The organism is Amycolatopsis sp. NPDC004378 (genome assembly GCF_053602455.1).
In genome coordinates, this window is record NZ_JBSGDR010000001.1 from 1,247,382 (window position 1) to 1,272,254 (window position 24,873).

The following is a 24,873-nucleotide window of genomic DNA, read 5'->3' on the forward strand; positions in this document are numbered from 1 at the left end:
CGTCACTCCTCGCCCGTAATTCGTGCCCGGTAGGCGGCCAGCGCCTCGTCGAGGTCCCGGACGTCGCCCGGGTCCCATTGGCGCTCCCAGCCTCCCAGGCCGAGGAGGACGGACAGCAACCCGGCGGTGAATCCCCAGACGAACAGGCCCGCGACCTCGAAGGCCGGCCCCTTCCACGGCGCGCCGGCCTTCTGGACGGTGAACCGGTTGGCCGGGTCGACGAGGTCGGCGATGGGCACGCGGGCGACGGACGCCGTCTCGGCCGGGTCCACCGCGTGCACCGGCGACGGGGTCTCCCAGTGCGCCAGCACGGGCGTCACGGCGAACTTCGAGACCGGGACGAACAGCTCCGGCAGCACCGCGACCGGCCGGACGCCGGAGGGGACCACCCCGGTCTCCTCCTCGGCTTCGCGCAGCGCGGTGCCGACCGGGCCGCCGTCGCCTTCCTCGGCGCCGCCGCCGGGGAACGCGACCTGCCCGGCGTGCGAGCCCAGCGTGTCGGCGCGGCGCTGCAGGAGGACGTCGGGCTCGCCGTCGGCCTCGCGCTCGCCGAAGAGGATGAGCACCGCGGCCGGGCGCGTGTAGGCGTCCTCGGGCGGGCTGAACCGGGTGAACGTCTTCGAGTCGACTTCGCCGCTGACCTTGACCAGCGGCCGCAGCCACTCGGGGACGGAGTCCGGCTCGACCAGTGGTCCGATCACGATGCTCCCTCGACTGCCGCGCGCACCTGGTCAGTGTTCCCGAAGGTGCGTGGATTCGCGATGAACCGCACGTCACCGGCGGCGGTGACCAGGTAGGACGCCGGCAGCGACGACGGCACCTTGAGCGCCGTCCGGACGGGCCCGGTCCGCCCGTCGCCGTCGAACACCGACGGTAGGTGCACGCCCAGCTGGGCGAGGAGGTTCAAGCCGTCCTTCGCCGGGCTCTGCACCTGGACGCCGAGCACCCGCACGGCCCCCGGCTGCTTCGCGTACTCCTGGAGCACGGGCAGCTCGGTCCGGCACGGCTGGCACCACGACGCCCACACGTTGACCAGCACCGGAGCGCCCGCGAGCGCGCGCCCGACGTCGACACTCGCGCCGTCGCCGAGGCAGTCCGCCTTGACGCCCTCGAGCTGCTTCACCGGCTGCGCCGAGCCCGGCGCCGGGCACGGTTGGAGCGCCGCCGCGGACCGGGCCGGGGCCAGGTCTTCGGACGGCTTCGCGGCGCTGTCACCACCCCCGCGGGGGAGCAACGCGACGATGAGCGCCACGGCCACCACGGCGGCCGCGAGCGCCCACTTGGTGACTCTCGTCACCGGGGCGCCGCCAGCGCCAGGATGTGGTCCTTTTCGACGCCTTTGACCAGCTTCGCGGCTTCCTCGAACCCGGTCGGGCCGGTGCCGTACGACGGGCAGTCCTTGGCCAGCGGGCAGGCGCCGCAGGCGGGCTTCTTGGCGTGGCAGACGCGCCGGCCGTGGAAGATCACCCGGTGGGAGAGCATCGTCCACTCCTTGCGGGGGATCAGCTCGCCGACCGCGTGCTCGACCTTGACCGGGTCCTCCTCGGCCGTCCAGCCCCAGCGCCGGACCAGCCGGCCGAAGTGGGTGTCGACGGTGATGCCCGGGACGTCGAAGGCGTTGCCGAGCACGACGTTGGCCGTCTTGCGGCCGACGCCGGGCAGGGTGACCAGGTCGTCGAGCTTGGCCGGGACCTCGCCGTCGAAGCGCTCGACGAGCGCCGCGCCGAGGCCCATCACGGAGTTCGCCTTCGCCCGGTAGAAGCCGGTGGAGCGCAGGTACTCCTCCAGCTCGGTGCGGTCGGCGCCCGCGTAGTCGGCGGCGGTCCGGTAGCGCTTGAACAGCGCGGGCGTGACGAGGTTCACCCGGACGTCGGTGGTCTGTGCGGACAGCACGACCGCGACCAGCAGTTCCAGCGGCGTGGTGAAGTCGAGCTCACAGTGGGCGTCGGGGTACACGTCGTCGAGGCAACGCTTCATCCGCCTGGCGCGTCTCACCAGAGCTAACCGGCTTTCACCAGCGGCCTCACGGGGGGCGTTCGTGGTGGCAGGTGGCACCCCGATAGCCTACGGGCGCCGTCGGACGAGCCGGTGACTGACCGGTGGACGACCGACACGCCAGAGCACCACCTCGGCGCAGTTTTCCGGCCGCCATGAGCGAGGATCTGGAGTAGATGCTTTTCATCGAGTGTTTCGGGGTCCGGTCATGACTGTCTGGTTCGTCATCCTGGTCCCGTTGGTGATCATGTTCTTCGCGCTGTTCATGGAGCGCGTCGAAAGCCGGCTCAAGCACGTCGCGGTGCAGGAGAACGAGGTCGAAGAGTTCCTCGAGCAGGCGCAGCCCAACGAGGTCCGGGCGCTCTACGGGCACGGCATCGGCCGCGCGCTCGAGCTGTTCCGGCTGCGTAGGCTGGGCGGACGGGCAGCCAGGCTACGCGCGCGACGCGTGCGGAGTTAGGCTCCACGTTCGAACGAGATCATCTGGCGGGCGCGCGTCCGACAGGCGATCTCGCGAGTACGCCCTAGACTGACGCGCAAGTGATCGGCGTCACGCCCTTCCAGCCACGGGAGGGCGTGAACGTTTCTCGACGAGGAGGCACCCGAGGTGGACGAAACCCTGGCCCGTGCGGGCATTTTCCAGGGTGTGGAGCCGGCAGCGGCGGAGGCGCTGGCCCAGACCTTGGAATCCGTGGAGTTCCCCCGCGGCCATGTCATCTTCAACGAGGGTGAACCCGGCGACAAGCTGTACATCATCCAGTCCGGCAAGGTGAAGATCGGCCGCAAGAGCCCGGACGGCCGCGAGAACCTGCTGGGCATCTTCGGCCCGTCGGACATGTTCGGCGAGCTGTCCATCTTCGACCCCGGCCCCCGGACGTCGAGCGCGACCACGGTCACCGAGGTCCGCGCGGTCACGATGGACCGCCCGGCCCTGCGCCAGTGGATCTCGACCCGGCCGGAGATCGCCGAGCAGCTGCTGCGCGTGGTCGCGCGCCGCCTGCGCCGGACGAACAACATGGTCGCCGAGCTGATCTTCACCGATGTCCCCGGCCGCGTGGCGCGGGCGCTGCTGCAGCTCGCGCAGCGTTTCGGCAGCCAGGAAGCCGGCCTGCTGCGGGTCACGCACGACCTGACGCAGGAAGAGATCGCCCAGTACGTCGGCGCCTCGCGCGAGACCGTCAACAAGGCGCTCGCCGACTTCGCCCACCGCGGCTGGCTGCGGCTCGAGGGCAAGAGCGTGCTGATCCTGGACCCCGAGCGGCTGGCTCGCCGCGCTCGCTGAGTCTCTGTCACGTCGAAGGCCCCTCGGCTTGCCGAGGGGCCTTCTTCATGGCTTGATGTAAAAACGGTGCTGGTTACAAACAAAGAGCCGGGCGCCACCCCCGACGTGGCGCACCGGCTCTTCGTTTGTCGCGCGGACCATCCCCCGACGATCCGCGCTCCCCGCCCTCCGGACCAGGCCCCGACCCATATGCCGGAGGGAGCTGGGTTCTCTGCTGTTGTTCAACCATCACGGCCCATACCCACGAATTCAAGGCCATTCACTCTCAAGGACGCTGACCCGGCTGTTTCGTTGCACGGGTTCACGGAGAATATCGCGAGTGTTACCCGATCGAGACCTGGTGACGCAGCTGACCCGCAAATAACTGGTACCCACGTACCACTCTGCGGCATACTGGTACGCGTGTCCCACTCCGAAGGTCGTACGACTCTGGCCGATTACCGCAGCGCGCTGACGACCCGCGCGGCGCGGCGGCCCGCTGTCGCGGCGGTGCTCGCCCGGCTGCCGATCGCGATGATCGGCATCTCGGCGCTGCTCTACGTCCAGCGCGAGACCGGCTCCTTCGCCGCGGCCGGGCTCGTCTCGGCCGGTTCACTCGTCGGGGTGTCGGTGGGCGCGGTGATCCAGGGCCGGCTGATCGACCGCTTCGGCCCGACGCGGCCGCTGCTCGTCGTCGCGGTCACCCTGGCGCTGTCGATGACCGCGCTGGTGACGTCGATCGAGTCGCACGCGCCGACCCCGGTGATGGTCGCGCTGGGTGCGGTCACCGGGCTGTCCGAGCCGATGGTCGGCTCGGCTTCGCGCGCGCTGTGGAGCCGTCTGCTGCCTCCGGGTGGCGCGCGCAACGCCGCGTTCTCGTACGAGGCGATCAGCATGGAGGTGTTCTTCATCCTCGGCCCCGGCCTCGCCGGGCTGCTGGTCATGGCGCCGTGGGCGGGTACCGGCCTGGTGCTGGGCGTCGCGCTGCAGTTCACCGGCGCGGTGATGTTCGCACTGAGCCCGGCGGTCCGCTCGTGGGGTCCGTCGGCCTCTTCCTCGGGGACGCTGCTGGGTGCGCTGGCGAGCCCGGGCATGCGGACGCTGGCGCTGGCCGCGCTCGGCTTCGGCATCGTGATCGGCTTCGTCGAGGTCGCGGTGCCGGCGTCGGCCACCGAGGCGGGTCACGCGTCCGTGGGTGGCCTGCTGCTTTCGGCGTGGTCGCTGAGCTCGGTGGCGTTCGGTGTGGCGTACAGCCTGCGCCCGTGGCCGCGCCGGCTCGGCCTGCGGCTGCCGGCGCTGCTGGGCGCGTTCGGTGCGCTGGTGGCGCTGCTCGCGTGGCCGTCGTCGCTGTGGGGACTGGCGCTGATGATGCTGCTGGCGGGCGCGTTGATCACGCCGCAGTCGACGGCCCATTCGTCGGCGATCGAGGTGGTCGCGCCCGCCGGGACGGCCGCCGAGGCGTTCGGCTGGGTCCTGACGGCGGTGACGCTCGGCTTGGCGGCCGGGCAGTCGGTCAGCGGGTACGTCGTGGAGCACGCCGGGCCGTCCGCCGCGTTCCTCGCGGCGAGCGTGGCCGGGCTGGTGCTGGCGGTGGCCGTGTGGCTGCTGCGCGGGACGGTCCGCGCGCCTCGGCAGGCTTCGACGGTCGAGTCGCCTTCGCTGGTCGGTGCGGGCCGGTAGGTCTCCCGCCGTTTTTGTCGGTGGTCGCCGCTAGCTTGGCGGGTATGGACGTCACCGCGCCTGCCCACCGCCTCTCGGCGGCTGTCTCCGCCGCTGCCCGGCTGCTGCCCGCCCGCGCCGGGCTGCGGTTGCGGGCGGACGCGGCCGGGCTGACGGTCGCCGGCAGCGACCCGGATCTCACCGTCCGGTTCGCCTGCCCGGCGACCTCGCACACCGACGGCGAGGTCGTCGTCCCGGCGGCACCGCTGGCCGAGACGCTGAAGATGCTCGACGCCGAGCTGGTCCGCCTGGTCGTCGAAGGCAGCCGCCTCGCCTTGCGGCTCGACAACGCCCGCTTCGCGCTGCCACTCCTGACGGCCGAAACGACCCCACCGGACGCCGAGCCGGTCCGAGTGTCCGAAGTGGACGGAGCAGCGTTCGCGTCGGCGCTTCGGATCGTCGCGGGAACGGCGGCGAAGGACGACCCGCTCCCGCTGTTCACCGGCGTCCGCCTCCAGGCGGCCGAGCACCTGACCCTGACGGCGTCGGACCGCTACCGGATGGCCGTCGCCCGCCTGCCGTTGCGCACCCCCGGCGCACTGGACGTCCTGGTCCCGGCGACGTTGCTGACGGAGGCCGCACGCCAGGCGAAGGGCACGGTCGGCCTGCACGCGGGCCCGGGCCGCTTCGGCCTGAGCTGGGAGGGCGGCCTGATCGGCACGGCGGTCCTGGACGCGGGCTTCCTCTCGGCGGACTCGATCTCGTCAGGCACGGTCGACACCACGGTGACCTTGAACGCCGACGCCCTGGCGGCGGCGGTCCGCCGCGTCGGGGTGTACGCGGAGGACCGGCGAGTCCTGACCCTGGAGGTGGGCGACGCCCAGGTCCGCCTGGCGAGCACCCGCCAAGACACGGGCGAAGCGGAGGAGACCCTGAAGGCGGACGTCGGCGGAGGCCGGACCTCCCCGTCGTTCCAGGCGAGGTACCTCCTCGACGCCTTGCACGCATTCACCGGCGAGCGCGTGACGCTGTCGATCCAGCCGGGGATGCGAGCGTGCATCCTCCGGGTGGCGGACCCCGGTCCCGGGGAGGTGGAGCTGACCTACTACCTGATGCCGATGCTCAGCCGATGAGCCCGGCGGTGAACACGACGCACTGGGCCGCCTTGAACGGCGAAGGTGTGGGCCGCCTTCCTCCACGGAACGCGGCCCGGCGCGATCAGCCCGCCGCAGCTGCCTTGACCGCGGCCTCCACCTCGGCGAAGGAGGGGTTGACCATCGCCGTCGAGCCGACGATCACGGTCGGCACGGTCTCGTTGCCGTTCGCGACCTCGCGCACGCGTGCGGCGGCGTCCGGGTCCTCCCAGATGTTGATCTTGCGGACGTTGAAGCCGCTCTTCGACATCGGCCGGTCCAGCGCGGCGCAGAACCCGCACCCCGGGCGCCAGTAGAACTCGACCTCGACGTTGCTCATCCCTGTTCCTCCGACCGCAAGTAGTCCAGCTGCGCCTGCACGCTCAGTTCGGCGGGCGCCCACAGCGCCCGGTCGACGTCGGCGTACACGACCTCGACGACCTGGCGCGGCGTGGCGTCCGCCCCCAGCGTCTTCAAGGCCGAACGCACCTGGTCCAGCCGCTGTTCCCGATGGGCAAGGTACGCACGGGCGGTAGCGGGGAGATCGGGGAGCTCTGGACCGTGCCCGGGCAGCCCGAGCAGGCCCGCCGGCAGCTCGATCAGCTTCCGCAGGGAGCGCAGGTAGTCGCCGAGGTCGTGCAGGACGGTCGTGCCGCGGCCGAGGATCGTGTCGCCGGTCAGCACCTGGCCGTCGAGCACGAGCGACACCGAGTCGTCGGTGTGGCCGGGCGTGTGCAGCACGCGGATCGACAGCCCGCCGGCGTCGATGACCTCACCATCCACAAAGGATGAGGCGGCGACGCACAGCGAGGGGTCGAACGCCCGGACCGGCGCGCCGACCCGCTCGGCGAGCCACGGCGCGCCCTCGGCGTGGTCGGGGTGGAAGTGCGTCAGCAGGATCAGCTCGACCTCGCCGGCCGCGGCCAGCAGTTCGAGGTGCTCGAGGTCGCGGTAGCCCGGGTCGACGACCACGGCGGGGGTCGACGGCGTCGCGCGCAGCACCCAGCTGTTCGTGCCTTCGAGCGTCATCGACGACGGGTTGTTCTCCAGCAGCACCGAAGCCGTCTCGGACACCTGGCGCAGCACGCCGTAGGCGGGGGCGGTCATCGCTGCTCCAGCACGACGCGGACCTGGTCGTTCTCCTGGACGAGCGTCGGCGCGATCCGGACGATCTCGCGCGGCGCGTTCAGGATGTCGTCGGCCGTGGCGAACTCGGCCAGCTCGCTCAGCGTCAGCCACGTCGGCGGCATGAGCATGCGACGGCCTTCGCGCGCGTCGGCGATCGCGGCCTCCGGGCGCTGCCAGCCGGAGCCGGCCGCCTCCGACGTCGCGCCGTCGGCGTGCTGGCCCTCGGGCAGTTTCGCGACGTAGAAGCGGGTGTCGTAGCGGCGCGGCTCCTCCTCGGGCGTGATCCAGTGCGCCCACGGGCGCAGCAGGTCCGCCCGCAGCGTCAGCCCGGCGTCGGCGAGGAAGGCGGCCAGCGACACCTCGCGCGTCTCCAGGGCCTGGCGCGCGGCCGCGTACGGCGAGACGTCGGTGAGCACCGCGTCCGCGCTGCCCGCGAGCAGCACGCCGGACTCCTCGAACGTCTCGCGGACCGCCGCGCAGGTCAGCGCCCGCGCGAGGGCGTCGTCGCAGCCGAAGCGCGAAGCCCACCACGAGGGCTCCGGGCCGGCCCAGGCGACCGACGCGTCGGCGTCGCGCTTGTCGACCCCGCCGCCCGGGAAGACGGTCATCCCGCCCGCGAACGGCATGCCCTTGACCCGGTGCTGCAGGAAGATCTCGACGCCGTCGGCGCCGTCCCGGACCAGGATCACGGTGGCCGCGTCCTTGGGGACGGCCGGCGGCCCGTCGGCGTTCGCGCGGGTGGCTACCCCGGCGCCGACGGGGATGTCGAAGACAAACTCCTTTGGCTGCTCCACCGGGGAAACATACCTCCGGTACCCGGCGTTCCGTCGCGCGGTTGTGGCACGCCGGACACGGAAATGGCGGAGCTTTCACGGGAAAGCTCCGCCATTTCCGAGACGAACCTAGGGGGCGGTCCAGCCGCGCTGGTCACCACCGGACCGGGACGCGCCGTTGAGCCGCATCTTCGCCGCCTCCGCGCGTTCGCGCTCGGCCAGCTCGGCGTGCAGCTCCCGCAGCAGCGCGCGGTCGCGCTCGCTCAGGCTCGGGTCGTCCAGGTCCAGCGCCGGCAGCTCGACGACCTCGTGCATCGACGGCTTGCCCGCGGCGATCTCGCGGCCCTTCTCCGGGTCCTCGGCCAGCGCCTGCCGCAGCTGCGCGACCTCGGCCGGCGTCAGGTCGGCGGTGCGCTCGGCCCGCGTCTCGGACCGCTCCGACCGCGACTGGCGCGGCGGCTCCGGGGCCGGCTGAGGAGGCGGCGGCGAAACGATCGGCACCACGGGGGCGACCGGCTCGGGCGGAGCCGGCGGGGCCGCCGTGGCGGCGCTCGACCGCATGCTGTGCCGGCTGCCCGACTCCGCGACCGGTTCCGGCGTCACCGGGGCCGGCGGCTTGACGGGCTCCGGGCGGTACGGCGACGAGCTCGACGTCGGGCTGCCCGTCACCCACGCCGGCGACGCGGCCGCCGAAGCGGCCTGGTGGTACTCGGAGTGCGCGACACCCGGGCCGCTGACCTCGACGACCGAGTGGATGCCGGCCCGGCGCAGCGCCGTGTCGACGCGGAACGCGACGGCCGGCGGGTTGCCTTCCGGACCCAGCTCGACGAGCACCACGCGCTGCGGCAACGCGCCCGGCACGCTGCCGGCCGGGGTGTTGCGCCACACCGCGTGCACCGAGCGGACGTCCGGCAGCACCTGCAGGGTGCGGTCGAGCGCCTCGGCGATGCCGAACTCCGGGGAGTTCTCGCCGGTGAACCGGTGCGTGTTGACCGGCTCGGCCTCGTCGACCAGCAGGTCGTTCGCCAGCGTCGCGTCGGACCGGCTCATCTCGAGGACCAGCGCCAGCTCGCGCTGCTCGGCGGAGCTGACCGGGATCCGGCCCGCGATGAGCGTGCCGGTGGTCAGCTCGACCGCCTCGTCGATGTGCGCCCGGGCGATCAGCTCACGTGCTTCGGTGAGTGCGCTGTCGTCGATCCGGCCCGCCAGGGCCAGTAACAGGTTGTGCAGGCGCAGGGGCACCGAGAACCCGTCCATGGGCGGGCCGTCGTGGACCTCCACCATTGCCTTGCTCCCTCCCAGCTCGCTGGCGGGCGAGCGTTATGCGGCTACTAGCCGGTTCCCCGCCACCGCGCCCACGCAGACCAGCTCTGAGTCGGCCAGCGCGGCCCGGTGGTACCCCGGCAGGTCGAAGCGCGGCGGAATGACCTCGACGCTGGGCTCTTCGTCGCCCAGCACTCGCAGCACCCGCTGCAGTTCACCGGTCAACCTCGGCAGACCGCTCAGCGCGGTGATCAGCAGGACGCGCTTGGCGGTGCCCTGTCCGACCACGCCGACGTGCCGCCAGCTCTGCCGCACTTCCCCCACATCCGGCCGTCCCCGCAACGTTGCGTGGATCAAAACGGACACGGAGTCGACCGAGTTAACCCATTCGGGCGCACTCGACGTGAATGTGTACCGGTTCTCGGTGACGTCGTCTACCCCCAGCGTCGAACTGACCTGGTGCCAGTCGGCGCCGTGCGGGATGAGCCCGGCCACGAGCAGCCGGTACTCCGTCTGGTCGAGGTCAATCCTGTGCTTAAGCAAAGACCTCGGCAGGGTCCGGGCGAGCGTGCCCATGGCACCCTCGCCGAGCCAGTCGCGGAACCGCCACAGCAGCTGGTCGGGCAGCCGCCCGGCCAGCCGGAGCAGCAGTTCGTGGGTGGACTGCTCGATGTCCGGGTCCATCACTGCACCTCCACGATCAGTTCGACCTCCACCGGCGAGCCGATGGGCAGCTCCGCGACGCCGACGGCCGAGCGGGCGTGGATGCCCGCGTCGCCGAAGACCTCGCCGAGGAGCTCGGACGCGCCGTTGACGACCGCCGGCTGGCCGGTGAAGCCCTCCGCGGAAGCCACGAAGCCGACAACCTTGACGATCCGCGCGATGTTGTCAATGCCCACCAGCGCGTGCACCGCCGCGAGCGCGTTGAGCACCGAAGTGCGAGCGTGCCCCTTCGCCTCTTCGGGGCTGATCTCCGCGCCGACCTTGCCGGTCGCGGCGAGCACGCCGTCGACGAAGGGCAGCTGGCCGGAGGTGTAGACGTGCTTGCCGCTCTGGACGGCGGGCACGTACGCGGCCAGCGGGGCCGCCACGCCGGGCAGCTCGATGCCGAGCTCCTTCAGCCGTTCGCTCCAGCTCACGCGGATCAGCCCTTCGGACGCTTGAGGTACGCGACGTGCTGCTCGCCCGTCGGGTTCGGCAGCACGGTGACCAGCTCCCAGCCGTCCTCGCCCCACTGGTCGAGGATCTGCTTCGTCGCGTGGATCAGGAGGGGGACGGTCGCGTACTCCCACTTGGTGGCGCTCATGACCCGGGAGCGTAGCCAAGCGGGCAAGCGCGCCGGGGGCCGCCGCCGGATTCGGGCCCGCGACGCGCCGTCGCGCGCGCCGACTGTGGTTCATCTCACGCTCACCCTCGCCGCCCGGGCGGCCGCTAACGTTGGTCCGTGGAAACGTGGCGCGTGATCGCGACCGTGCTGCTCGCGGCGGCCGGGCTGCCCCTCGTGCTCGTCGTGATGGCGAAGGTGCGGGACCGGACGCAGAATTCCGGCTCGGTCGCCGTCGGCGGCGTGGTGACCCTCACGCTGCTGGTCGTCATCGGTGTGCTCACCCTCACCGTGCTGCCCGGGCTCGTCGCCTGGGTGCTGGTCGCGGCGGTCGCCGCTGCGGTCAGCGTCATGCTGCTCGCCAGCTGAGCGCTGATTTAGGGTGAAGAAGTGACCACTTCCCATGCCGGCTGGACCGACGAGCTTGCCCGTGCCCGGCTGCACTTCGTCACCGGCAAGGGCGGGACCGGCAAGACGACCCTGGCCGCCGCACTCGGGCTCGCGCTCGCCCGCGAAGGCCGGCGCGTGCTGCTCATCGAGGTCGAGGGGCGCCAGGGCATCGCCCAGCTCTTCGACACCGAGCCGCTGCCGTACGCCGAGCAGCGCATCGCGGCCGTCCCCGGCGGGGGTGAGCTGCGCGCGCTGCACATCGACGTCGAAGCCGCGCTGCTCGAGTACTTCGAGATGTTCTACAACCTCGGCTTCGCCGGCCGGACGCTGCGGCGGATGGGCGCGATCGAGTTCGCGACCACGCTCGCGCCGGGCCTGAGGGACGTCCTGCTCACCGGGAAGATCAAGGAGTGCGTCGGGCGCACCGAGTCCGACGGGCGGCACACCTACGACGCCGTCGTCGTCGATTCGCCGCCGACCGGCCGGGTCGTCAAGTTCCTCGACGTCACCAAGGCCCTGACCGACCTCGCGAAGACCGGCCCGATCCGCGGCCAGGCCGAGGGCGTCGTGCGGCTGCTGCACTCCGGCGAGACCGTGATCCACCTGGCCACGCTGCTGGAGGAGATGCCGGTCCGCGAGACCGTCGAGGCCGTGGCCGAGCTGGACGGCGCCGACCTGCGCCCGGGCGCGGTGCTCGTCAACCGGGTCCGGCCGCCGCGGCTGCCCGCCCGGTCGGTGACCGCGGCCGCGGACGGGCGCGTCGACGCCTCCCGCGTCCGCTCCGGGCTCGCGGCCGCCGGGCTGAAGCTGCCGGAGGAGACGCTGGACGCGCTGGTCGAGGAGACCGTCGAGCACGCCGTGCGGGTCGCCGCCGAGCAGCGGGCGCGCGAGCAGCTCGCCGAGGCCGACCTGCCCACCCTCGAGCTGCCGGACCTGACCGACGGCGTCGACGTCGCGGCCCTCTACGACCTGGCCGAAGCCCTGACCGACCAGGGGGTGCGGGTGTGACCACCATCGACATCGACGCGATGCTCGACGACCCGGAGAGCCGCGTGATCGTCTGCTGCGGCTCCGGCGGCGTCGGCAAGACGACCACCGCGGCGGCGCTGGCGTTGCGCGCGGCCGAGCGCGGCCGCCAGACCGTCGTGCTCACCATCGACCCCGCCCGGCGCCTCGCGCAGGCGCTGGGCCTGCGCGAACTCGGCAACCACCCGAAGCAGGTGCAGGTCGAAGGGTTCGAGCCCAAGGGCGAGCTGTGGGCGATGATGCTCGACATGCGCCGCACCTTCGACGACATGGTGCGCGTGCACGCCGGCCCGGAACGCGCCGAGCAGCTGCTGAAGAACCCCTTCTACCAGACCATTTCCACGTCGTTCTCCGGCACGCAGGAGTACATGGCGATGGAGAAGCTGGGCCAGCTCGCGGCGACCGGCGACTGGGACCTGATCATCGTGGACACCCCGCCGAGCCGGTCCGCTTTGGACTTCTTGGACGCCCCGACGCGGCTCTCGTCCGCTTTGGACGGCCGGATGATCCGGCTCCTGACGGGTCCGGCGAAGGCCGGCGGCTGGGGCCTGCGCAAGGTCGTCAACGCCGGGTTCTCGATGTTCGCGAAGGCGGTCTCGACGATCATCGGCGGCCAGCTGCTGACCGACGCGTCGGCGTTCATGCAGGCCTTCGACAGCATGTTCGGCGGCTTCCGCGAGCGCGCCCGCAAGACCGCCGAGCTGCTGCGCTCGTCGGGGACGTCGTTCCTGGTGGTCGCGGCGCCGGAGCCGGACGCGCTGCGCGAGGCGTCCTACTTCGTCGAGCGGCTGTCGGCGGAGTCGATGCCGCTGGCCGGGCTGATCGCGAACCGGACGCACCCGGTGCTGGCCTCGCTGTCGGGCGCGGAGGCGCGCGCGGCCGCGGACACGTTGCAGGGCGCGCCGCTGGCCGAGGCCGTGCTGCGGCTGCACGCGGACCGCGTCGACCTGGCGGCCCGCGAAGAACGGCTGCTCGCGCGGTTCACCCGGGCCCACCCCGAGGTGGCGTTGGCCCGGGTGCCCGCGCTGGCCGGTGACGTGCACGACCTCGACGGCCTGCGCGACATCGGCGTGAAGCTCGCCGGCTGAGCGTCGTGGGCGGCGCGCCGGCAGGGCCGCGCCGCCCACGGCCGCTCAGCCGACCTGGACCCGCTCCTCCGCGTCCCGCTTGGCCGCGTCGAGCAGGTCCGCCCAGCTCACCACGTCGGGGCGGCGGCGCAGCAGCGCCCGCCGCTCCCGTTCGGTCATGCCTCCCCACACGCCGAAGTTGATCCGGCCGTCGAGTGCTTCGGCGAGGCATTCGGTGCGCACCGGGCAGCCCATGCAGACCGCCTTGGCCCGGTTCTGCTCCGCGCCCCGGACGAACAGGCCGTCCGGATCGGCGTCCCGGCAGGACGCGTTGATTCGCCAGCTCGACTGGTTGGTTTCCATACCCCCAGCTCCCTACCCTGGTGATCGACGCACCAGCGGGGAAAGGCAACTGCGCTCCTTGCCCCCGCGAGCGTGTCTCCCTCTGCTCACGTCGGTTCCCGGGCACCTCCCCGGTGCCGGTGCCGCCGTTCGGACCAGGCGAGCTCCCACTCGCGTTGATCCATCCGACGGCTTTTCTTCGTGAGACGTTGACGGACTGTAGGGGCCCTCGGTTCCCCCCGCCAAGACCTAGAATGCCTTCCGTTACCAGATGTCACCGAAGGGGGTCGGTTTTGTCACTGATTTCACACCTCCGGAGACACGGCGTCACCGGCGCCTGACTCACTCCGGGTAGCCTGGCCCTCGTGCGAAAAGCGGATGGTTTGTTCAAGCTCATCGGCCTCTGCCTGCTCGCCGGGGTGCTCTTGGCCGGAATGCTGTTCCCCGTCGTGGGGGCGGCCGGCGTCATGTCCAACCAGGCCAGCGAGACGGTGGAGAAGACCTCCTCCGACCTCGCCGACATCCCGCCACCGCTGGTCACCACGGTCACGGACAGCACGGGCAAGCCGATCGCGACCCTCTACGACCAGTACCGGCTGCCGATCACGCCGGACCAGATCAACGAGGCCATGAAGTGGGCCCTGGTCTCCGTCGAGGACAAGCGGTTCTACGACCACCACGGCGTCGACTGGCAGGGCACGCTGCGCGCGGCCGTCAGCAACAGCACCGGCGCGGACACCCAGGGCGCCTCGACGCTGACCCAGCAGTACGTGAAGAACTACCTCATCAACGTCGTGTACCGGAACGACCAGGTCGGCCAGAAGAAGGCCCAGGAGCAGTCGATCGCCCGCAAGCTGAAGGAAGCGCGGATCGCGATCCAGCTCGAGACCAAGCTGAGCAAGCAGCAGATCCTCGCCGGCTACCTGAACATCGTCGAGTTCTCCCGGCAGATCTTCGGCATCGGCGCCGCCGCGCACGCGTACTTCAACACCACGCCCGAGAAGCTCACGGTGCCGCAGGCGGCGCTGCTGGCCGGGCTCGTGAACAACCCGATCAACAACGACCCGTGGAAGCACCCGGACAAGGCCACCCAGCGCCGCAACCTGGTGCTCGACCGGATGGTGGAGAACAAGAAGCTGGCCAAGGCCGACGCGGACCGCTTCAAGGGCGAGCCGCTGGGCGTCGTGCCGGACTTCCCCGCGAAGCCCGCCGCCAACTGCATCGGCGCGGGCACCGAAGCCGGGTTCTTCTGCCAGTACGTCGAGGACTACCTGATCAAGTCCGGGATGACGAAGGACCAGCTCTACACCGGCGGCTACACGATCAAGACGACGCTGGACGAGAAGGCGAACCACGAAGCGAAGGTTTCGGCCGAGGAGCAGGTCAAGAAAACCCAGCCGTACGTGGCGAATACCTTGTCGCTCATCCGGCCCGGGAAGAACAGACACGAAGTCGTCGCGCTGGCGGCGAACCGCGACTACGGCCAGGACCAGGACGCCGGACAGACGACGTACGCGCTCCCCGCGGGCGTCTACAACACCGGCGGCGCGGGGTCGACGTACAAGATCTTCACGACGGCCGCGGCGATGGAGAAGGGCGTCGCGGGGATCTATTCGCCCGTCGACGTGCCGGACACCTACGTCTCGCACGTCTTCACCGGTGGCGGCAACAGCTGCCCGAAGACCGGGCCGCCGCAGAACTCGCGGTGGTACTGCGTCGGCAACGCCGGTGACTACAGCCGGATCGCCCAGGGCGCGAACGTCCAGATCGCGCTCGCGACGTCGCCGAACACCGCGTTCGTCGAACTCGAGGACCGGCTCGGCAGCACCGCACCCGGCATCGACATGGCCAAGCGGCTCGGCATGCGCGAGACGATGGCCAGCACGCCCGGCGGCGGCACGGTCGACCCGAAGTCCGACGACCCGGGCAAGCGCCGGAGCCAGGCCGAGGTCTACGGGCCGGACAGCCGGTCCCCCGGATACGGCGCGTTCACCCTCGGCTTCAGCCCGCTGAGCGGACTCGAGCTGGGCAACGTCGCGGCGACGATCCTGTCCGGCGGCGTCTGGTGCCCGCCGACGCCGATCGCCGGCGTGACCGACCGCAGCGGCCAGCCGGTGCCGGTCAAGGAAGCGGCGTGCGAGCAGGCCGTGCCCGAAGGCCTGGCGAACACGCTCGCCGTCGGCATGAGCAAGGACGACCAGCCCGGCGGCACGTCGGCGCAGGCGGCCTCCGCGGTCGGCTGGGACCGGCCGATCATCGGCAAGACGGGCACGACGCAGGGCAACGTCTCCGCGACGTTCGTCGGCGGCACCCCGCAGCTGGCGGGCGCGGCGATGACGTTCAAGTTCGGCGGCGGTCAGGGCGGCATCTGCGACGCCGGACCGGGCAACGTCCGCGTGTGCGGCAGCGGGAACATCTTCGGTGGCAAGGCTCCGGCCCGCACGTGGTTCGGCGCGATGAAGAACATCATGGACGACAGCCAGCCGAGAACGGACCTGCCGCAACCGGATCCGCAGTACATGGGCGGTGGCGGCCGGTAGCCCGGCCCGGGTGATCGGCACAGCGGTGCCGATCACCCGCCGGGCATGGTGGACAGGATCTGCTCGTTCCACCAGTAGTAGAGCTGGTCCAGCTCGTCGGCGTTGGTGACCTTCGCCGACTTCAGGACGCCGGCCATCAGGTTCTGCTTGTCGGTCCACACGAGCATCGCCGGGTCGCCGAGGTAGCACGTCAGGTACTCGCCGTCGACCGGGTGGCGGGTCTCCGCGCGGTAGTACGTGCCCCAGATCTTCGGCGCCTTCAGCGGACGGCACGCGCCTTGGGCGTCGTTGCGGGTCAGGCCCTGGGACTTCACGATGCCCTGGAAGAACGCGTCCATCGCGCCCGCGTCGGCGAACCGGAGGAACCGTGCGCCCGTCGGCTGTTTGAAGACCACGTTGCCCGACTGGGCGTCCCCGATGTTCGAGTCGGCGCACTCGACCGCCGCGACCGCGCCGGCGTCCGGGGCCGCGTCGCCGCAGGTGGCGTTTCCCTTGTAGGCCGAGGGAAGCGCGTCGTACAGCTTGCCGTCGTGCGGCGCCTGCTGGTCCGAAGTGGACGGTGGCGGCGTGGACTCGGGCGTCGTCGACGTCGGGGGTGTGACGGTCACCGGTGGCGTCACCGAACCCGGGTGGCCGGTCTGGGTCGTGCTGTCCTTGGTCACCAGGTACGTGATCAGCAACGCGACCACGACGACGCCGGCCAGCGCGCCGCACAGCGCGATCCACCCGGTCCGCCGGGACTTCGGTGGTGCGACCGGTCCCGGTGGGGCGGTGAACGGACGCGGGTACGGCCCGGGCGGCGGCGCGGGAACGGCGACCGGCCCGGAGGACGTGGGCGGTGGTGCGGCGAGCGTGGGCCGCGGCGGGGTCACCGGGCCCGGTGTCGTGAGCTGCCACGTCGGGATCGGGGCCGCTGGTGCGCTCACCGCGGCCCGGACCGCCTGGGCGAACGCCGTCGCCGTCGGGTAGCGGTCGGCCGGGTTCTTCGCCATTCCGCGCGCCACCACGGCGTCCAGTGCGGGCGGCAGGCCCGGCCGCTCGCGCGACGGCGCCGGCGGCGGCGCGGTCAGGTGCGCGCCCATCTGCGCGGCCGCGCCTTCCGCGGCGAACGGGCGGTGCCCGGTCAGGCATTCGAAGAACACGCACGCGAGCGCGTAGACGTCGACGAGCCCGGTGATCGGCGCCTCGCCGAAGCGTTCCGGGGCCATGTAGTCGAGCGTGCCGATCACGTTGCCGGTGCCGGTGATCGACGTGCCCTCGCCCGACATCGACCGCGCGATGCCGAAGTCCACGAGGTACACGAAGTCCGCGTTCGTGACGAGCACGTTGGACGGCTTGACGTCGCGGTGCACCAGGCCGTCCGCGTGGGCCGCGTCGAGCGCGCCCGCGACCTGCTCGACGATGCCGGCCGCCCGCGCGGGGTCCAGGGGCCCGGCTTCCAGCAGTTCCTTGAGGTCGCGGCCTTCGACGAGCCGCATGTCGAGGTACAGCCGGCCGTCGATCTCGCCGTACGCGTGGATCGGGATGACGTGCGGTTCCCGCAGCCGCGCGACGATCTGCGACTCGCGCCGGAACCGCGCGCGGAACGCCTCGTCCGCGACGAAGGGATCGGACAACAGTTTCAGCGCGACGACCCGATCGTGCGCGGTGTCGTAGGCGCGGTGGACCTCGCCCATGCCCCCGCGGCCGAGCAGGCCCTCGATCCGGTACGGCCCGAACTGCTCCATCGTTCTCCCCAAGCCCCCCGGCTTGAATCCCGTCTGTCGGGCCGACGCAAATGCTAAGCGTCAGGTTCCCCGTAACGGCGGCGAAGTCATCCAACTGTTGAGCACGTATCCTGGACCTCGTGAGCACGCTCAGTAACACAAGCACGTCGGGGGCGACCGCGAAGCGCCTCGCCGCGGGGACGGTGGCGCTCGGCGTCGCGACCCTCGGTTACGCCGTCGGCATCGAACGGCGCCACTGGACCCTGCGCACCGCGGAACTGCCGGTGCTGGCGCCCGGGGCGCGGCCGTTCACCATCCTGCACGTCTCCGACCTGCACATGCTGCCCAGCCACCGCAGCAAGCAGCGCTGGGTCGCCGCGCTCGACGAGCTGAACCCCGACCTGGTCGTCAACACCGGCGACAACCTCTCGCACCGGCAGGCGGTCCCGTCCGTGCTGCGCGCGCTGGGCCCGCTGCTCGACCGGCCGGGGGTGTTCGTCTTCGGCAGCAACGACTACTACGCGCCGAAACCCAAGAACCCGGCCCGGTACCTGATGCCGCAGGGCAAGAAGAAGCGCATCCACGGCGTCCAGCTGCCGTGGCGCGACCTGCGCGCGGCGTTCGTCGAGCACGGCTGGACGGACCTGACCCACGTCCGCCGCACCATCGACGTCGGCGGGCAGCCGGTCTTCGCGGCCGGCGTCGACGACCCGCACCTGCGCCGCGACCGCTACGCCGACATCGCCGGCCCGGCGGACACCCGCGCGGCCGTCCGCATCGGCGTCACGCACTCCCCGGAACCCCGGGTCCTCGACACGTTCGCCACGGACGGTTACGACCTCGTCCTCGCGGGCCACACCCACGGCGGCCAGCTCCGGCTCCCGGGCTACGGCGCCCTGGTCACGAACTGTGAGCTGGACCGCACCCGCGCCCGCGGCGCCTCCCGCTGGGGCGCCCACATGTGGCTGCACGTCTCGGCCGGCCTGGGCACCTCACCCTGGGCGCCCGCACGGTTCGCGTGCCCGCCCGAGGCCAGCCTGTTGACCCTGGTCCCGCGCGGGTCGGAGTCGCCGGAGCCGCGTAAGGCAGCCCGCCGAAAAGCCCGCGACACCGTCCGCTAGACTTCTGCACGACCCGTTAAGCAGTACCTCGGGGTGTGGCGCAGCTTGGTAGCGTGCCTCGTTCGGGTCGAGGAGGTCGTGGGTTCGAATCCCGCCACCCCGACGAGTAAGAGCCGGTGTCTTCGGACACCGGCTCTTCTGGTTTCAGCGGGTCGCCGTCACTTCGACCCAGCACTGGCTGAAGTCGCCGTCGCCGCCGCGGGTCCACATCCACGCCGAGCGGGCCGCGCTCGCCAGCTGGTCGCGGTCGCGGCCCTCTTCCTTCAGCGCCGCTTCCAGCCGCGTCTCGACGTATCTCGCCAGGTCGCGGTAGCTCATGTCCGAGCGGTAGCGGGCTCTCGACACCACCTCCGTGAACCCCGCCGTGACGCACTGGTCGGCGATCACCCGGCCCGCGAACGGGTTGCCGCCCGCCTGGCGGCGCAGCAGGTAGTGCCCCCTCAGCGCCGCGTCGACATTCGCCGTCTTCGGGCGCAGGCGGGCCCTGCTCCAGTCCGATGTGGACAGAGCAAGCCTGCCGCCCGGCCTGAGCACCCGGCGCAGTTCCGCCAGCGCGTCCGACGGGCGGGCCAGGTGCTCGAACAGCGCGTGCGAGAACGCGACGTCGACGCTTTCGTCGGCGAACGGCAGGTCGTACGCCGACGCCACCACGAAGTCCACTGTGGAGCGTCCGGCCCGGCGCGCCGCGGCGCGCGCGAGAGCCACCTGACCGGCGTCGAGGTCCACCCCGGTGACCCGGGACTCCGCGGCGAGGCCGAGCGTGATCGAGCCGGGGCCGCAGCCGAGGTCCACCACCCACGTACCCGGTCTGAACAGCGCTTGGGCGAACGTCGCCCGCTCCGCGGCGGTGCGCGCGGACATCATCGAAACCGCGTCTCGCCCGTAGCCCGGCGCGTAACCCTCCAGCACCCCGCACACAGTACGGCCCGGAGGTGGCAGGATCGAGGGGTGAGCACGCAGTCAGCCAACCAATATCCGCCCGCGGTGGTCCCGGACCGGCTGTTCGACGACGCCGAAGCCGAAGCCCGCTGGCGCGCCCGCTTCCACGCCCCGCGCATCTCCGTGCCCGACTGGGCCCGTGACGCCGCCGACGCCAACGTCTACGTCTCCAACGCCAGCGGCGTCTGGGAGGTCTACGCCTGGAACCGGGCGACGGGCGAACACCGCCGCGTCACCGACCGGCCGAACGGCACTCTGCACGCGACCCCGTCCCCGGACGGCGCGTGGATCTGGTGGTTCGACGACACCGACGGCGACGAGTTCGGCTCGTGGGTGCGCGAGCCGTTCGCCGCGAGCGAAGGCACCGAACCCGAGAAGGCCGTCCCGGACGTCCACGACGGCTACCCGGCCGGCCTCGAGATCGGCACCGGCATCGTCGCGATCGGCGTCTCCACCGACGACGGCAGCGAGCTCTTCGCCCGGATCGACGGCGAGACCCACCGCTTCTACAGCCACGCCGACGACGCCGGCATCGCGTCGCTCTCCCGCGACGAGAGCCTCATCGCGATTTCGCACTCCGAACACGGTGACTCGCGCCACCCCGCGCTGCGGGTGCTCGCCGCCGACGGCTTCGGCGTGGTCGCCGAGAAGTGGGACGGCGAGGGCAAGGGTCTGAGCGCCTTGGAATTCTCGCCGCTGCCCGGCGACCAGCGGCTGCTGGTGCTGCACGAACGCCGGGGCCGCGAGGAGCTGCTCGTCTGGGACGTCCGCGAAGACACCGAGACCGAGCTGGAGCTGGACCTGCCCGGCGAGGTCGTAGCGGGCTGGTACCCGGACGCGCGCGCCCTGCTGGTCGTCCACTTCCACGAGGGCCGCAGCTCGTTGTACCGCTACGACCTCGACACCGCCGAACTGTCCTCGGTGGACACTCCGGCCGGCCGGATCGGCGGCGCGGGCGTCCGTCCGGACGGCACCGTCGAGTACTCGTGGTCGAGCGCCGCCGAGCCGGCCGCGGTCCGCGCGCGGACGGCCGACGGCACCGACTCGGTGCTGCTCGAGCCGCCGGGCGAGCGCGCGCCGGGGTCCGAGCCGGTGACCGACGCGTTCGTCGACGGCGTCGGCGGCCGCATCCACGCGCTGGTGTCGCGGCCTTCGGACGCGCCGGAGGGCCCGCTGCCGACGGTGTTCTCGCTGCACGGCGGCCCGCACGCGGCGGACGAGGACCGCTTCTCGGCCTACCGCGCGACCTGGCTCGACGCCGGGTTCGCCGTGGTCGAGGTCAACTACCGCGGCTCGACCGGCTACGGCTCGGCCTGGCGCGACGCCATCGAGGGCCGGCCCGGCCTGACCGAGCTGGAGGACGTCGCCGCGGTCCACGACTGGGCCGTCCAAAGTGGACTCAGCGATCCGGCGAAGTGCGTCGTGAACGGTGCTTCGTGGGGCGGCTACCTGTCCCTGCTCGCGCTCGGCACGCAGCCGACGCGGTGGGCGGCGGGCGTCGCCGGGGTGCCGGTGGCGGACTACGTCGCCGCGTACGAGGACGAGATGGAGCAGCTGCGCTCGTTCGACCGGGCACTCTTCGGCGGCGCGCCGGAGGACGTGCCCGCGGTGTACAAGGAGTGCTCGCCGATCACCTACGTCGACGCCGTGACGGCGCCGGTGCTCGTGCTGGCCGGCGACAACGACCCGCGCTGCCCGATCCGCCAGATCGAGAACTACCTGGACCGCCTCGGCGGCCGCGACCTGCACCACGAGTTCTACCGCTACGACGCGGGCCACGGCTCGCTGGTGATCGCCGAGACGATCAAGCAGACGTCGATCGAGGTCGGCTTCGCCCTGCGCGCCCTCGGCCTGCGCTGAGCCCGGAGCTGAGCGGCACCGCCGGTGGCGGTGCCGCTCAGCGCTCGGAGTGCAGGACGCCGCCGGTGGCCCAGTGGTCGGCGCCGACCTCGACGAGCGTCACCTGGACGCCCTCGGGCTTGCCGCCGCAGGTGCGGACGAACGCGTCCGTCAGCTCGCGGACCAGGGCGCTCTTCTGGGCGGGCGTGCGGCCGGGGAACATGGCAACGCTGATCATCGGCATGACGGGCTCCTGCTGCTAGGTGGGACGCCGCGAAGCTAGCACCGGGACGGCCGCCGCGTACTGCGGGACGAGCCGCGCGCCCAGGGTCGCCTTCATCTCCGTCATCTTCTTGCCGAACACGACCGCCGTACGCCCGTGCGCGATCGCCCAGCGCACCGCCTCGCCGTAGAAGTGGAAGTAGAGGTTCGGGCGGCCGCCGTCCGCCGGGCCGAGCGCGCCCCAGTGCCGGGCGATCGGGCGCGCCGGGTGGTCGAACAGGGTGGCGACGGCGAGCAGCCGGCCCGTCCGGGTGTCGTGGTACTCGATCACCGAGACGTCCGGCTGCCGCAGCAGGGCCGTCAGGTAGCCCACGAAGTGGGGCAGCGGGACGATCGGCACGTCGTGGTGCTTGCGCTCGTTGTGCCGCAGCACCTCCGCGACGGCGACCGGGTCGGCCTCCTTCCCGGGCACGCACCGCACCGCGACCGACGCGTCCGCGTCGAAGGTGCGGAAGATCTTGCGCAGGTTCTGCTTCCGCTTCCGGGCCAGGGAGTTCATCCAGTCTTCGCGGGAGCCGAACGCGGAGACGTCCAGCACCGCGATGTCCTCGGTGCGCCGCACCAGGCGGAACCGGCCGCTGACCGCGGGCACACCCGCCTCGCCGACCTGACGCACCAGCATCCCGCGGAACCCGGGCCCGAGCTCGGCCCGCATCGCCGGGACGTACGTCTCGAGCAGCCTGGTCACCCCGCCGTCGTCACCCGGGTCCGCGAACCACCAGCCGGGCCGGGAGCTGGCGCCGGGGGCGCGGATGTCGAGCCCGCCGAACCAGCCCCGGCCGTCGCCCGCGAAGCGGTACCGGCGCGTCCGGCCGGTGACCCAGGCCGCGCTGACGACCCCGTGCGGCGTGGCGCCCTCGCGGAACACGGTCACCGGCTGCGGGGTCCGCGCGGCCCACGCCTGCGTCGCGAGGACCTCCCAGCTCCAGTCGGCCCGGAGGCCGGCTCGCTCCCGCAACGCCGTCCAGTACACCGGTTCCGCGTCGTGGCGCGGGTCGAGGACGTCGATCACCACCGCGTCACCGGCCTCGGCACGACCACGCCGGTCATCGGGCTCGGCGTGAACCCCAGCGACGCCTTGAGGTCGGTGACCCCGCGGCCCAGCGACAGGAACTTCCGGTTGTGCTCGATCATGTGCCGCACCCCGCGCACGACGACGTCGAAGTAGAGGTGCTTCGGGCGGCCGTCGGCGGGCAGCAGCGCGGCCCAGTGCTGGTGCAGCGGCATCACCGGGTGGTCGAGCAGGTCGGTGAAGGCGAGCAGCCGGCCGCGCTCGTCGTGGTAGGTCGTGGTGACGACGTCGGGACGGCGGACGAGCTCGCCGAGGTACTCCGCGGTGACCGGCCCGCGCTGGTCGAACTTCACCGTCCCCTTGGTTTCGCGGTGCGCGCGCAGCATGGCCGCCAGCTCTCCGGGGTCGACGTCGTCGCGGGCGGTTCCCTCGCGGACGACCACGCCCGGGTCGGCGGCGATCTTGCGGATCTGGCCGCGCAGGCTCGAGCGCCGGTTCCGGCTCAGCGACGCGAGCCAGCCGTCGAGGTCGGCGAAGGTGTTCTCCAGCACCAGCGCCGGCTGGATCTCGCGGACGAGGCGGCCGCGGCCGGCCACCAGCCCGGCGGTGTCCGGGGTGGCCGCGCGGTAGACCACGCCGAGACAGCCCGGGCCGGTCCGCCGGCAGGCGGCGCGTTCGAACCGGCGCAGGATCTCGCGGCGCGCGGCCGCGTCGAGCTCCTCGGCGAACAGCCACGCCGGGTAGCACGACAGCCAGGCGTGCTGGACCTCCAGCCAGCGCGGGCCCCACCGCGCCGGACCGCCGACCGGCCCCGGCTCCGCCCCGCCGGGCCGGCAGACCATGGCGAGCACCGCGGCGACGAGCTCGTCGCCGTCGGTCACCACGGTCAGCAGGTACGGGCTGCGGGAGGGCCGCGACTCCGTGCACAGCAGGCCGTAGTCCCAGGTCAGCGGCGCCTGCTGGGCGTCGAGGAACGCGGCCCAGCCGGCGGGCTCGGGATCGGTGCGCGGGTCGAGCACCCGGACGGCGAAGGTCATCGGCCCAGCACCGGCCTCGGTACGGCCACCGAGAACAGGCTCCGCGTGCCGAAGCCCAGCGCGGTCTTCTCCGGCAGCATCGCCCGGCCCGCGGTCAGCTCCGGCCGTCCTTCGGCGATCATGTGGGCCACGCACCGGGCGTAACAGTCGACATAGAGCCCCTTCCGGCCGCCGGCCGCACTCGGCAGCGCGGCCCAGTGGTGCACCGCGGCCCCGCCGGGGTGGTCGAGCATCGTGTGGAAGCCGATCAGCCGCCCGGCGTCGTCGCGATAAGTGCGGGTCAGCACGTCCGGCCGCCGGACGAGCGCTTCGAGGTACGCCGGTGCGACCGGGCTGCGGGTGTCCAGGTGCAGCCCGCCGATCCGCGACCGCTGCCCGCCCGCCCACGCGCGGTCGTCCTGCCGCGCGCGGTGCGCGTTGAGCAGGACGGCCAGCTCGCGCGGGTCGACGTCCGCGCGGCCGAACGCCGCTTCGGTGGCGACGTCGGCGTCTAGGTACCGCCGGACTTCGGGTGCGAGCGTCGCGACCCAATCGTCCACAGTGGAATAGCGGTTGACCAGCACGGCGGTCGGGTCGATTTCGCGCGTCACACGGCCGCGGCCGTCGAGCGCGGGGACCAGGTCCGGGTTCATCGCCCGGTAGACCACGCCGAGCAGGCCCGGGCCGACGTACTCCCGCAAGGCTCGCTCGAACTCACGGATCGCCGCCCGCCGCTCCGTGAAGCCGTCGTCGAACACGGCCGCCGGGTAGCCGCTCAGCAGCGGGAGGTAGACCTCGGCCCAGCGCGGCCGCAGCCGTCCGGCGGACAGCGGGCCGAAGTCCGCGGCCCGCCAGCTCCGGCAGACCATCACCGAAAGCGCGCCGACGATCGCGGAGCCGCTCCGCACGACGGCGAGCACCGGCGGGTTCTTCGCCAGCCACGCCTCGCGTCGCAGCAGTTCGTGGTCCCACACCGGAGGGAGGCACCGGGCCCGGAATGCGGCCCAGCCCTCGGGCGGCGGGTCGACTCGGGGGTCGTGGATGTCCACGTGCGACA

The 24,873-nt window shown here is 72.3% G+C and carries 27 protein-coding genes and 1 tRNA gene; 11 read left to right on the forward strand and 17 right to left on the reverse strand.

Annotated elements, in window-relative coordinates; all coding sequences use genetic code 11:
• Window positions 1-2 precede the first annotated feature (2 nt).
• Genes ACWEN0_RS06105 through nth form a run of 3 tightly spaced genes read right to left on the reverse strand, consistent with a single transcriptional unit; the run spans window position 3 to window position 1,977 of the window.
• A complete protein-coding gene (locus tag ACWEN0_RS06105) occupies window positions 3-701 on the reverse strand; it encodes an NUDIX hydrolase (RefSeq protein ID WP_451969359.1) in 699 nt (232 codons plus the stop codon).
• On the reverse strand, window positions 698-1,297 hold the full coding sequence (locus tag ACWEN0_RS06110; protein ID WP_451969361.1) for a TlpA family protein disulfide reductase: 600 nt from the start codon (window positions 1,295-1,297) through the stop codon (window positions 698-700). The genes ACWEN0_RS06105 and ACWEN0_RS06110 overlap by 4 nt, the downstream gene beginning before the upstream one ends.
• The gene (gene nth, locus ACWEN0_RS06115; protein ID WP_451969363.1) at window positions 1,294-1,977 is read right to left on the reverse strand and encodes an endonuclease III; all 684 of its coding nucleotides are present in this window, start codon (window positions 1,975-1,977) and stop codon (window positions 1,294-1,296) included. The genes ACWEN0_RS06110 and nth overlap by 4 nt, the downstream gene beginning before the upstream one ends.
• Window positions 1,978-2,203: 226 nt before the next feature.
• On the opposite strand from nth, the gene ACWEN0_RS06120 reads away from it, so the two are divergent.
• The 4 genes from ACWEN0_RS06120 (at window position 2,204) to ACWEN0_RS06135 (ending at window position 6,048) form a co-directional block, all read left to right on the forward strand.
• A complete protein-coding gene (locus ACWEN0_RS06120) occupies window positions 2,204-2,455 on the forward strand; it encodes a hypothetical protein (protein ID WP_013230551.1) in 252 nt (83 codons plus the stop codon).
• A gap of 147 nt (window positions 2,456-2,602) precedes the next feature.
• Window positions 2,603-3,277 (forward strand): Crp/Fnr family transcriptional regulator, encoded by a 675-nt coding sequence (locus tag ACWEN0_RS06125; protein ID WP_003081747.1) that lies wholly within the window; start codon window positions 2,603-2,605, stop codon window positions 3,275-3,277.
• Between the two features lie 402 nt (window positions 3,278-3,679).
• Entirely contained in the window at window positions 3,680-4,936 is a 1,257-nt protein-coding gene (locus tag ACWEN0_RS06130) for an MFS transporter (RefSeq protein ID WP_451969365.1), read from the forward strand.
• 44 nt (window positions 4,937-4,980) lie between these two features.
• A complete protein-coding gene (locus ACWEN0_RS06135) occupies window positions 4,981-6,048 on the forward strand; it encodes a DNA polymerase III subunit beta (protein ID WP_451969367.1) in 1,068 nt (355 codons plus the stop codon).
• Window positions 6,049-6,133: 85 nt separating this feature from the next.
• On the opposite strand, the gene ACWEN0_RS06140 is transcribed toward ACWEN0_RS06135, so the two are convergent.
• The 7 genes from ACWEN0_RS06140 to ACWEN0_RS06170 all read right to left on the reverse strand — a co-directional run bounded on the left by ACWEN0_RS06140 (window position 6,134) and on the right by ACWEN0_RS06170 (window position 10,518).
• Window positions 6,134-6,388 (reverse strand): glutaredoxin family protein, encoded by a 255-nt coding sequence (locus tag ACWEN0_RS06140; RefSeq protein WP_451969369.1) that lies wholly within the window; start codon window positions 6,386-6,388, stop codon window positions 6,134-6,136.
• Complete coding sequence (locus tag ACWEN0_RS06145) at window positions 6,385-7,155, reverse strand: MBL fold metallo-hydrolase (RefSeq protein WP_451969371.1); 771 nt, start codon at window positions 7,153-7,155, stop codon at window positions 6,385-6,387. Before ACWEN0_RS06145 ends, ACWEN0_RS06140 begins: the two co-directional genes overlap by 4 nt.
• A complete protein-coding gene (locus ACWEN0_RS06150) occupies window positions 7,152-7,970 on the reverse strand; it encodes an NUDIX hydrolase (RefSeq protein ID WP_451969373.1) in 819 nt (272 codons plus the stop codon). The genes ACWEN0_RS06145 and ACWEN0_RS06150 overlap by 4 nt, the downstream gene beginning before the upstream one ends.
• 108 nt (window positions 7,971-8,078) lie before the next feature.
• Entirely contained in the window at window positions 8,079-9,233 is a 1,155-nt protein-coding gene (locus ACWEN0_RS06155; protein ID WP_451969375.1) for a hypothetical protein, read from the reverse strand.
• Between the two features lie 36 nt (window positions 9,234-9,269).
• Window positions 9,270-9,896: a hypothetical protein gene (locus ACWEN0_RS06160; protein WP_247058879.1), complete on the reverse strand. Its 627-nt coding sequence runs from the start codon at window positions 9,894-9,896 to the stop codon at window positions 9,270-9,272.
• Window positions 9,896-10,351 (reverse strand): RidA family protein, encoded by a 456-nt coding sequence (locus tag ACWEN0_RS06165; protein WP_451969377.1) that lies wholly within the window; start codon window positions 10,349-10,351, stop codon window positions 9,896-9,898. The genes ACWEN0_RS06160 and ACWEN0_RS06165 overlap by 1 nt, the downstream gene beginning before the upstream one ends.
• A 5-nt stretch (window positions 10,352-10,356) precedes the next feature.
• On the reverse strand, window positions 10,357-10,518 hold the full coding sequence (locus ACWEN0_RS06170; RefSeq protein ID WP_086679227.1) for a DUF4177 domain-containing protein: 162 nt from the start codon (window positions 10,516-10,518) through the stop codon (window positions 10,357-10,359).
• 138 nt (window positions 10,519-10,656) lie between these two features.
• On the opposite strand from ACWEN0_RS06170, the gene ACWEN0_RS06175 reads away from it, so the two are divergent.
• From ACWEN0_RS06175 to ACWEN0_RS06185, 3 genes are read left to right on the forward strand one after another with little or no spacing between them, the layout of a single operon-like run.
• Window positions 10,657-10,905, forward strand: a complete 249-nt coding sequence (locus ACWEN0_RS06175) for a hypothetical protein (RefSeq protein WP_451969379.1) — start codon at window positions 10,657-10,659, stop codon at window positions 10,903-10,905.
• A gap of 21 nt (window positions 10,906-10,926) precedes the next feature.
• Window positions 10,927-11,934, forward strand: a complete 1,008-nt coding sequence (locus ACWEN0_RS06180; RefSeq protein WP_451969381.1) for an ArsA-related P-loop ATPase — start codon at window positions 10,927-10,929, stop codon at window positions 11,932-11,934.
• Window positions 11,935-11,954: 20 nt separating this feature from the next.
• A complete protein-coding gene (locus ACWEN0_RS06185) occupies window positions 11,955-13,040 on the forward strand; it encodes an ArsA family ATPase (protein WP_451969884.1) in 1,086 nt (361 codons plus the stop codon).
• 45 nt (window positions 13,041-13,085) lie between these two features.
• Here the strand turns inward: ACWEN0_RS06185 and ACWEN0_RS06190 are convergent, their stop codons facing one another.
• On the reverse strand, window positions 13,086-13,382 hold the full coding sequence (locus tag ACWEN0_RS06190; protein WP_451969383.1) for a WhiB family transcriptional regulator: 297 nt from the start codon (window positions 13,380-13,382) through the stop codon (window positions 13,086-13,088).
• 344 nt (window positions 13,383-13,726) lie between these two features.
• On the opposite strand from ACWEN0_RS06190, the gene ACWEN0_RS06195 reads away from it, so the two are divergent.
• Window positions 13,727-15,901 (forward strand): transglycosylase domain-containing protein, encoded by a 2,175-nt coding sequence (locus ACWEN0_RS06195; protein WP_451969385.1) that lies wholly within the window; start codon window positions 13,727-13,729, stop codon window positions 15,899-15,901.
• A gap of 32 nt (window positions 15,902-15,933) precedes the next feature.
• Here the strand turns inward: ACWEN0_RS06195 and ACWEN0_RS06200 are convergent, their stop codons facing one another.
• The gene (locus tag ACWEN0_RS06200) at window positions 15,934-17,628 is read right to left on the reverse strand and encodes a protein kinase domain-containing protein (RefSeq protein ID WP_451969386.1); all 1,695 of its coding nucleotides are present in this window, start codon (window positions 17,626-17,628) and stop codon (window positions 15,934-15,936) included.
• A 119-nt stretch (window positions 17,629-17,747) separates the two neighbouring features.
• Here ACWEN0_RS06200 and ACWEN0_RS06205 point away from each other — a divergent pair, with 119 nt between their 5' ends.
• Together ACWEN0_RS06205 and ACWEN0_RS06210 are read left to right on the forward strand one after the other, a co-directional pair.
• A complete protein-coding gene (locus ACWEN0_RS06205; protein WP_451969387.1) occupies window positions 17,748-18,728 on the forward strand; it encodes a metallophosphoesterase in 981 nt (326 codons plus the stop codon).
• A 29-nt stretch (window positions 18,729-18,757) separates the two neighbouring features.
• Window positions 18,758-18,831, forward strand: a tRNA-Pro gene (locus tag ACWEN0_RS06210).
• Window positions 18,832-18,872: 41 nt separating this feature from the next.
• Here the strand turns inward: ACWEN0_RS06210 and ACWEN0_RS06215 are convergent.
• Entirely contained in the window at window positions 18,873-19,637 is a 765-nt protein-coding gene (locus ACWEN0_RS06215; RefSeq protein WP_451969388.1) for a class I SAM-dependent methyltransferase, read from the reverse strand.
• Between the two features lie 39 nt (window positions 19,638-19,676).
• On the opposite strand from ACWEN0_RS06215, the gene ACWEN0_RS06220 reads away from it, so the two are divergent.
• Window positions 19,677-21,527 (forward strand): prolyl oligopeptidase family serine peptidase, encoded by a 1,851-nt coding sequence (locus ACWEN0_RS06220; protein ID WP_451969390.1) that lies wholly within the window; start codon window positions 19,677-19,679, stop codon window positions 21,525-21,527.
• Between the two features lie 37 nt (window positions 21,528-21,564).
• On the opposite strand, the gene ACWEN0_RS06225 is transcribed toward ACWEN0_RS06220, so the two are convergent.
• From ACWEN0_RS06225 to ACWEN0_RS06240, 4 genes are read right to left on the reverse strand one after another with little or no spacing between them, the layout of a single operon-like run.
• Complete coding sequence (locus ACWEN0_RS06225) at window positions 21,565-21,750, reverse strand: tautomerase family protein (RefSeq protein WP_020642058.1); 186 nt, start codon at window positions 21,748-21,750, stop codon at window positions 21,565-21,567.
• Between the two features lie 15 nt (window positions 21,751-21,765).
• On the reverse strand, window positions 21,766-22,803 hold the full coding sequence (locus ACWEN0_RS06230) for a GNAT family N-acetyltransferase (RefSeq protein ID WP_451969392.1): 1,038 nt from the start codon (window positions 22,801-22,803) through the stop codon (window positions 21,766-21,768).
• Window positions 22,797-23,837 carry a GNAT family N-acetyltransferase gene (locus ACWEN0_RS06235; RefSeq protein ID WP_451969394.1) on the reverse strand — a complete coding sequence of 347 codons (1,041 nt, stop codon included), beginning with the start codon at window positions 23,835-23,837 and terminating at the stop codon, window positions 22,797-22,799. Before ACWEN0_RS06235 ends, ACWEN0_RS06230 begins: the two co-directional genes overlap by 7 nt.
• Window positions 23,834-24,865, reverse strand: a complete 1,032-nt coding sequence (locus ACWEN0_RS06240) for a hypothetical protein (protein WP_451969885.1) — start codon at window positions 24,863-24,865, stop codon at window positions 23,834-23,836. Before ACWEN0_RS06240 ends, ACWEN0_RS06235 begins: the two co-directional genes overlap by 4 nt.
• Between the last annotated feature and the right edge of the window lie 8 nt (window positions 24,866-24,873).

Excerpts from the sequence above, each read along its gene's own strand:
- ACWEN0_RS06135 (WP_451969367.1), top strand. The coding sequence starts at position 4,981 with ATGGACGTCACCGCGCCTGCCCACCGCCTCTCGGCGGCTGTCTCCGCC.
- ACWEN0_RS06160 (WP_247058879.1), bottom strand. The coding sequence starts at position 9,896 with ATGGACCCGGACATCGAGCAGTCCACCCACGAACTGCTGCTCCGGCTG.
- ACWEN0_RS06155 (WP_451969375.1), bottom strand. The coding sequence starts at position 9,233 with ATGGTGGAGGTCCACGACGGCCCGCCCATGGACGGGTTCTCGGTGCCC.
- ACWEN0_RS06170 (WP_086679227.1), bottom strand. The coding sequence starts at position 10,518 with ATGAGCGCCACCAAGTGGGAGTACGCGACCGTCCCCCTCCTGATCCAC.
- ACWEN0_RS06225 (WP_020642058.1), bottom strand. The coding sequence starts at position 21,750 with ATGCCGATGATCAGCGTTGCCATGTTCCCCGGCCGCACGCCCGCCCAG.
- ACWEN0_RS06140 (WP_451969369.1), bottom strand. The coding sequence starts at position 6,388 with ATGAGCAACGTCGAGGTCGAGTTCTACTGGCGCCCGGGGTGCGGGTTC.
- ACWEN0_RS06200 (WP_451969386.1), bottom strand. The coding sequence starts at position 17,628 with ATGGAGCAGTTCGGGCCGTACCGGATCGAGGGCCTGCTCGGCCGCGGG.
- nth (WP_451969363.1), bottom strand. The coding sequence starts at position 1,977 with ATGAAGCGTTGCCTCGACGACGTGTACCCCGACGCCCACTGTGAGCTC.
- ACWEN0_RS06235 (WP_451969394.1), bottom strand. The coding sequence starts at position 23,837 with ATGACCTTCGCCGTCCGGGTGCTCGACCCGCGCACCGATCCCGAGCCC.
- ACWEN0_RS06145 (WP_451969371.1), bottom strand. The coding sequence starts at position 7,155 with ATGACCGCCCCCGCCTACGGCGTGCTGCGCCAGGTGTCCGAGACGGCT.
- ACWEN0_RS06185 (WP_451969884.1), top strand. The coding sequence starts at position 11,955 with ATGCTCGACGACCCGGAGAGCCGCGTGATCGTCTGCTGCGGCTCCGGC.
- ACWEN0_RS06190 (WP_451969383.1), bottom strand. The coding sequence starts at position 13,382 with ATGGAAACCAACCAGTCGAGCTGGCGAATCAACGCGTCCTGCCGGGAC.
- ACWEN0_RS06120 (WP_013230551.1), top strand. The coding sequence starts at position 2,204 with ATGACTGTCTGGTTCGTCATCCTGGTCCCGTTGGTGATCATGTTCTTC.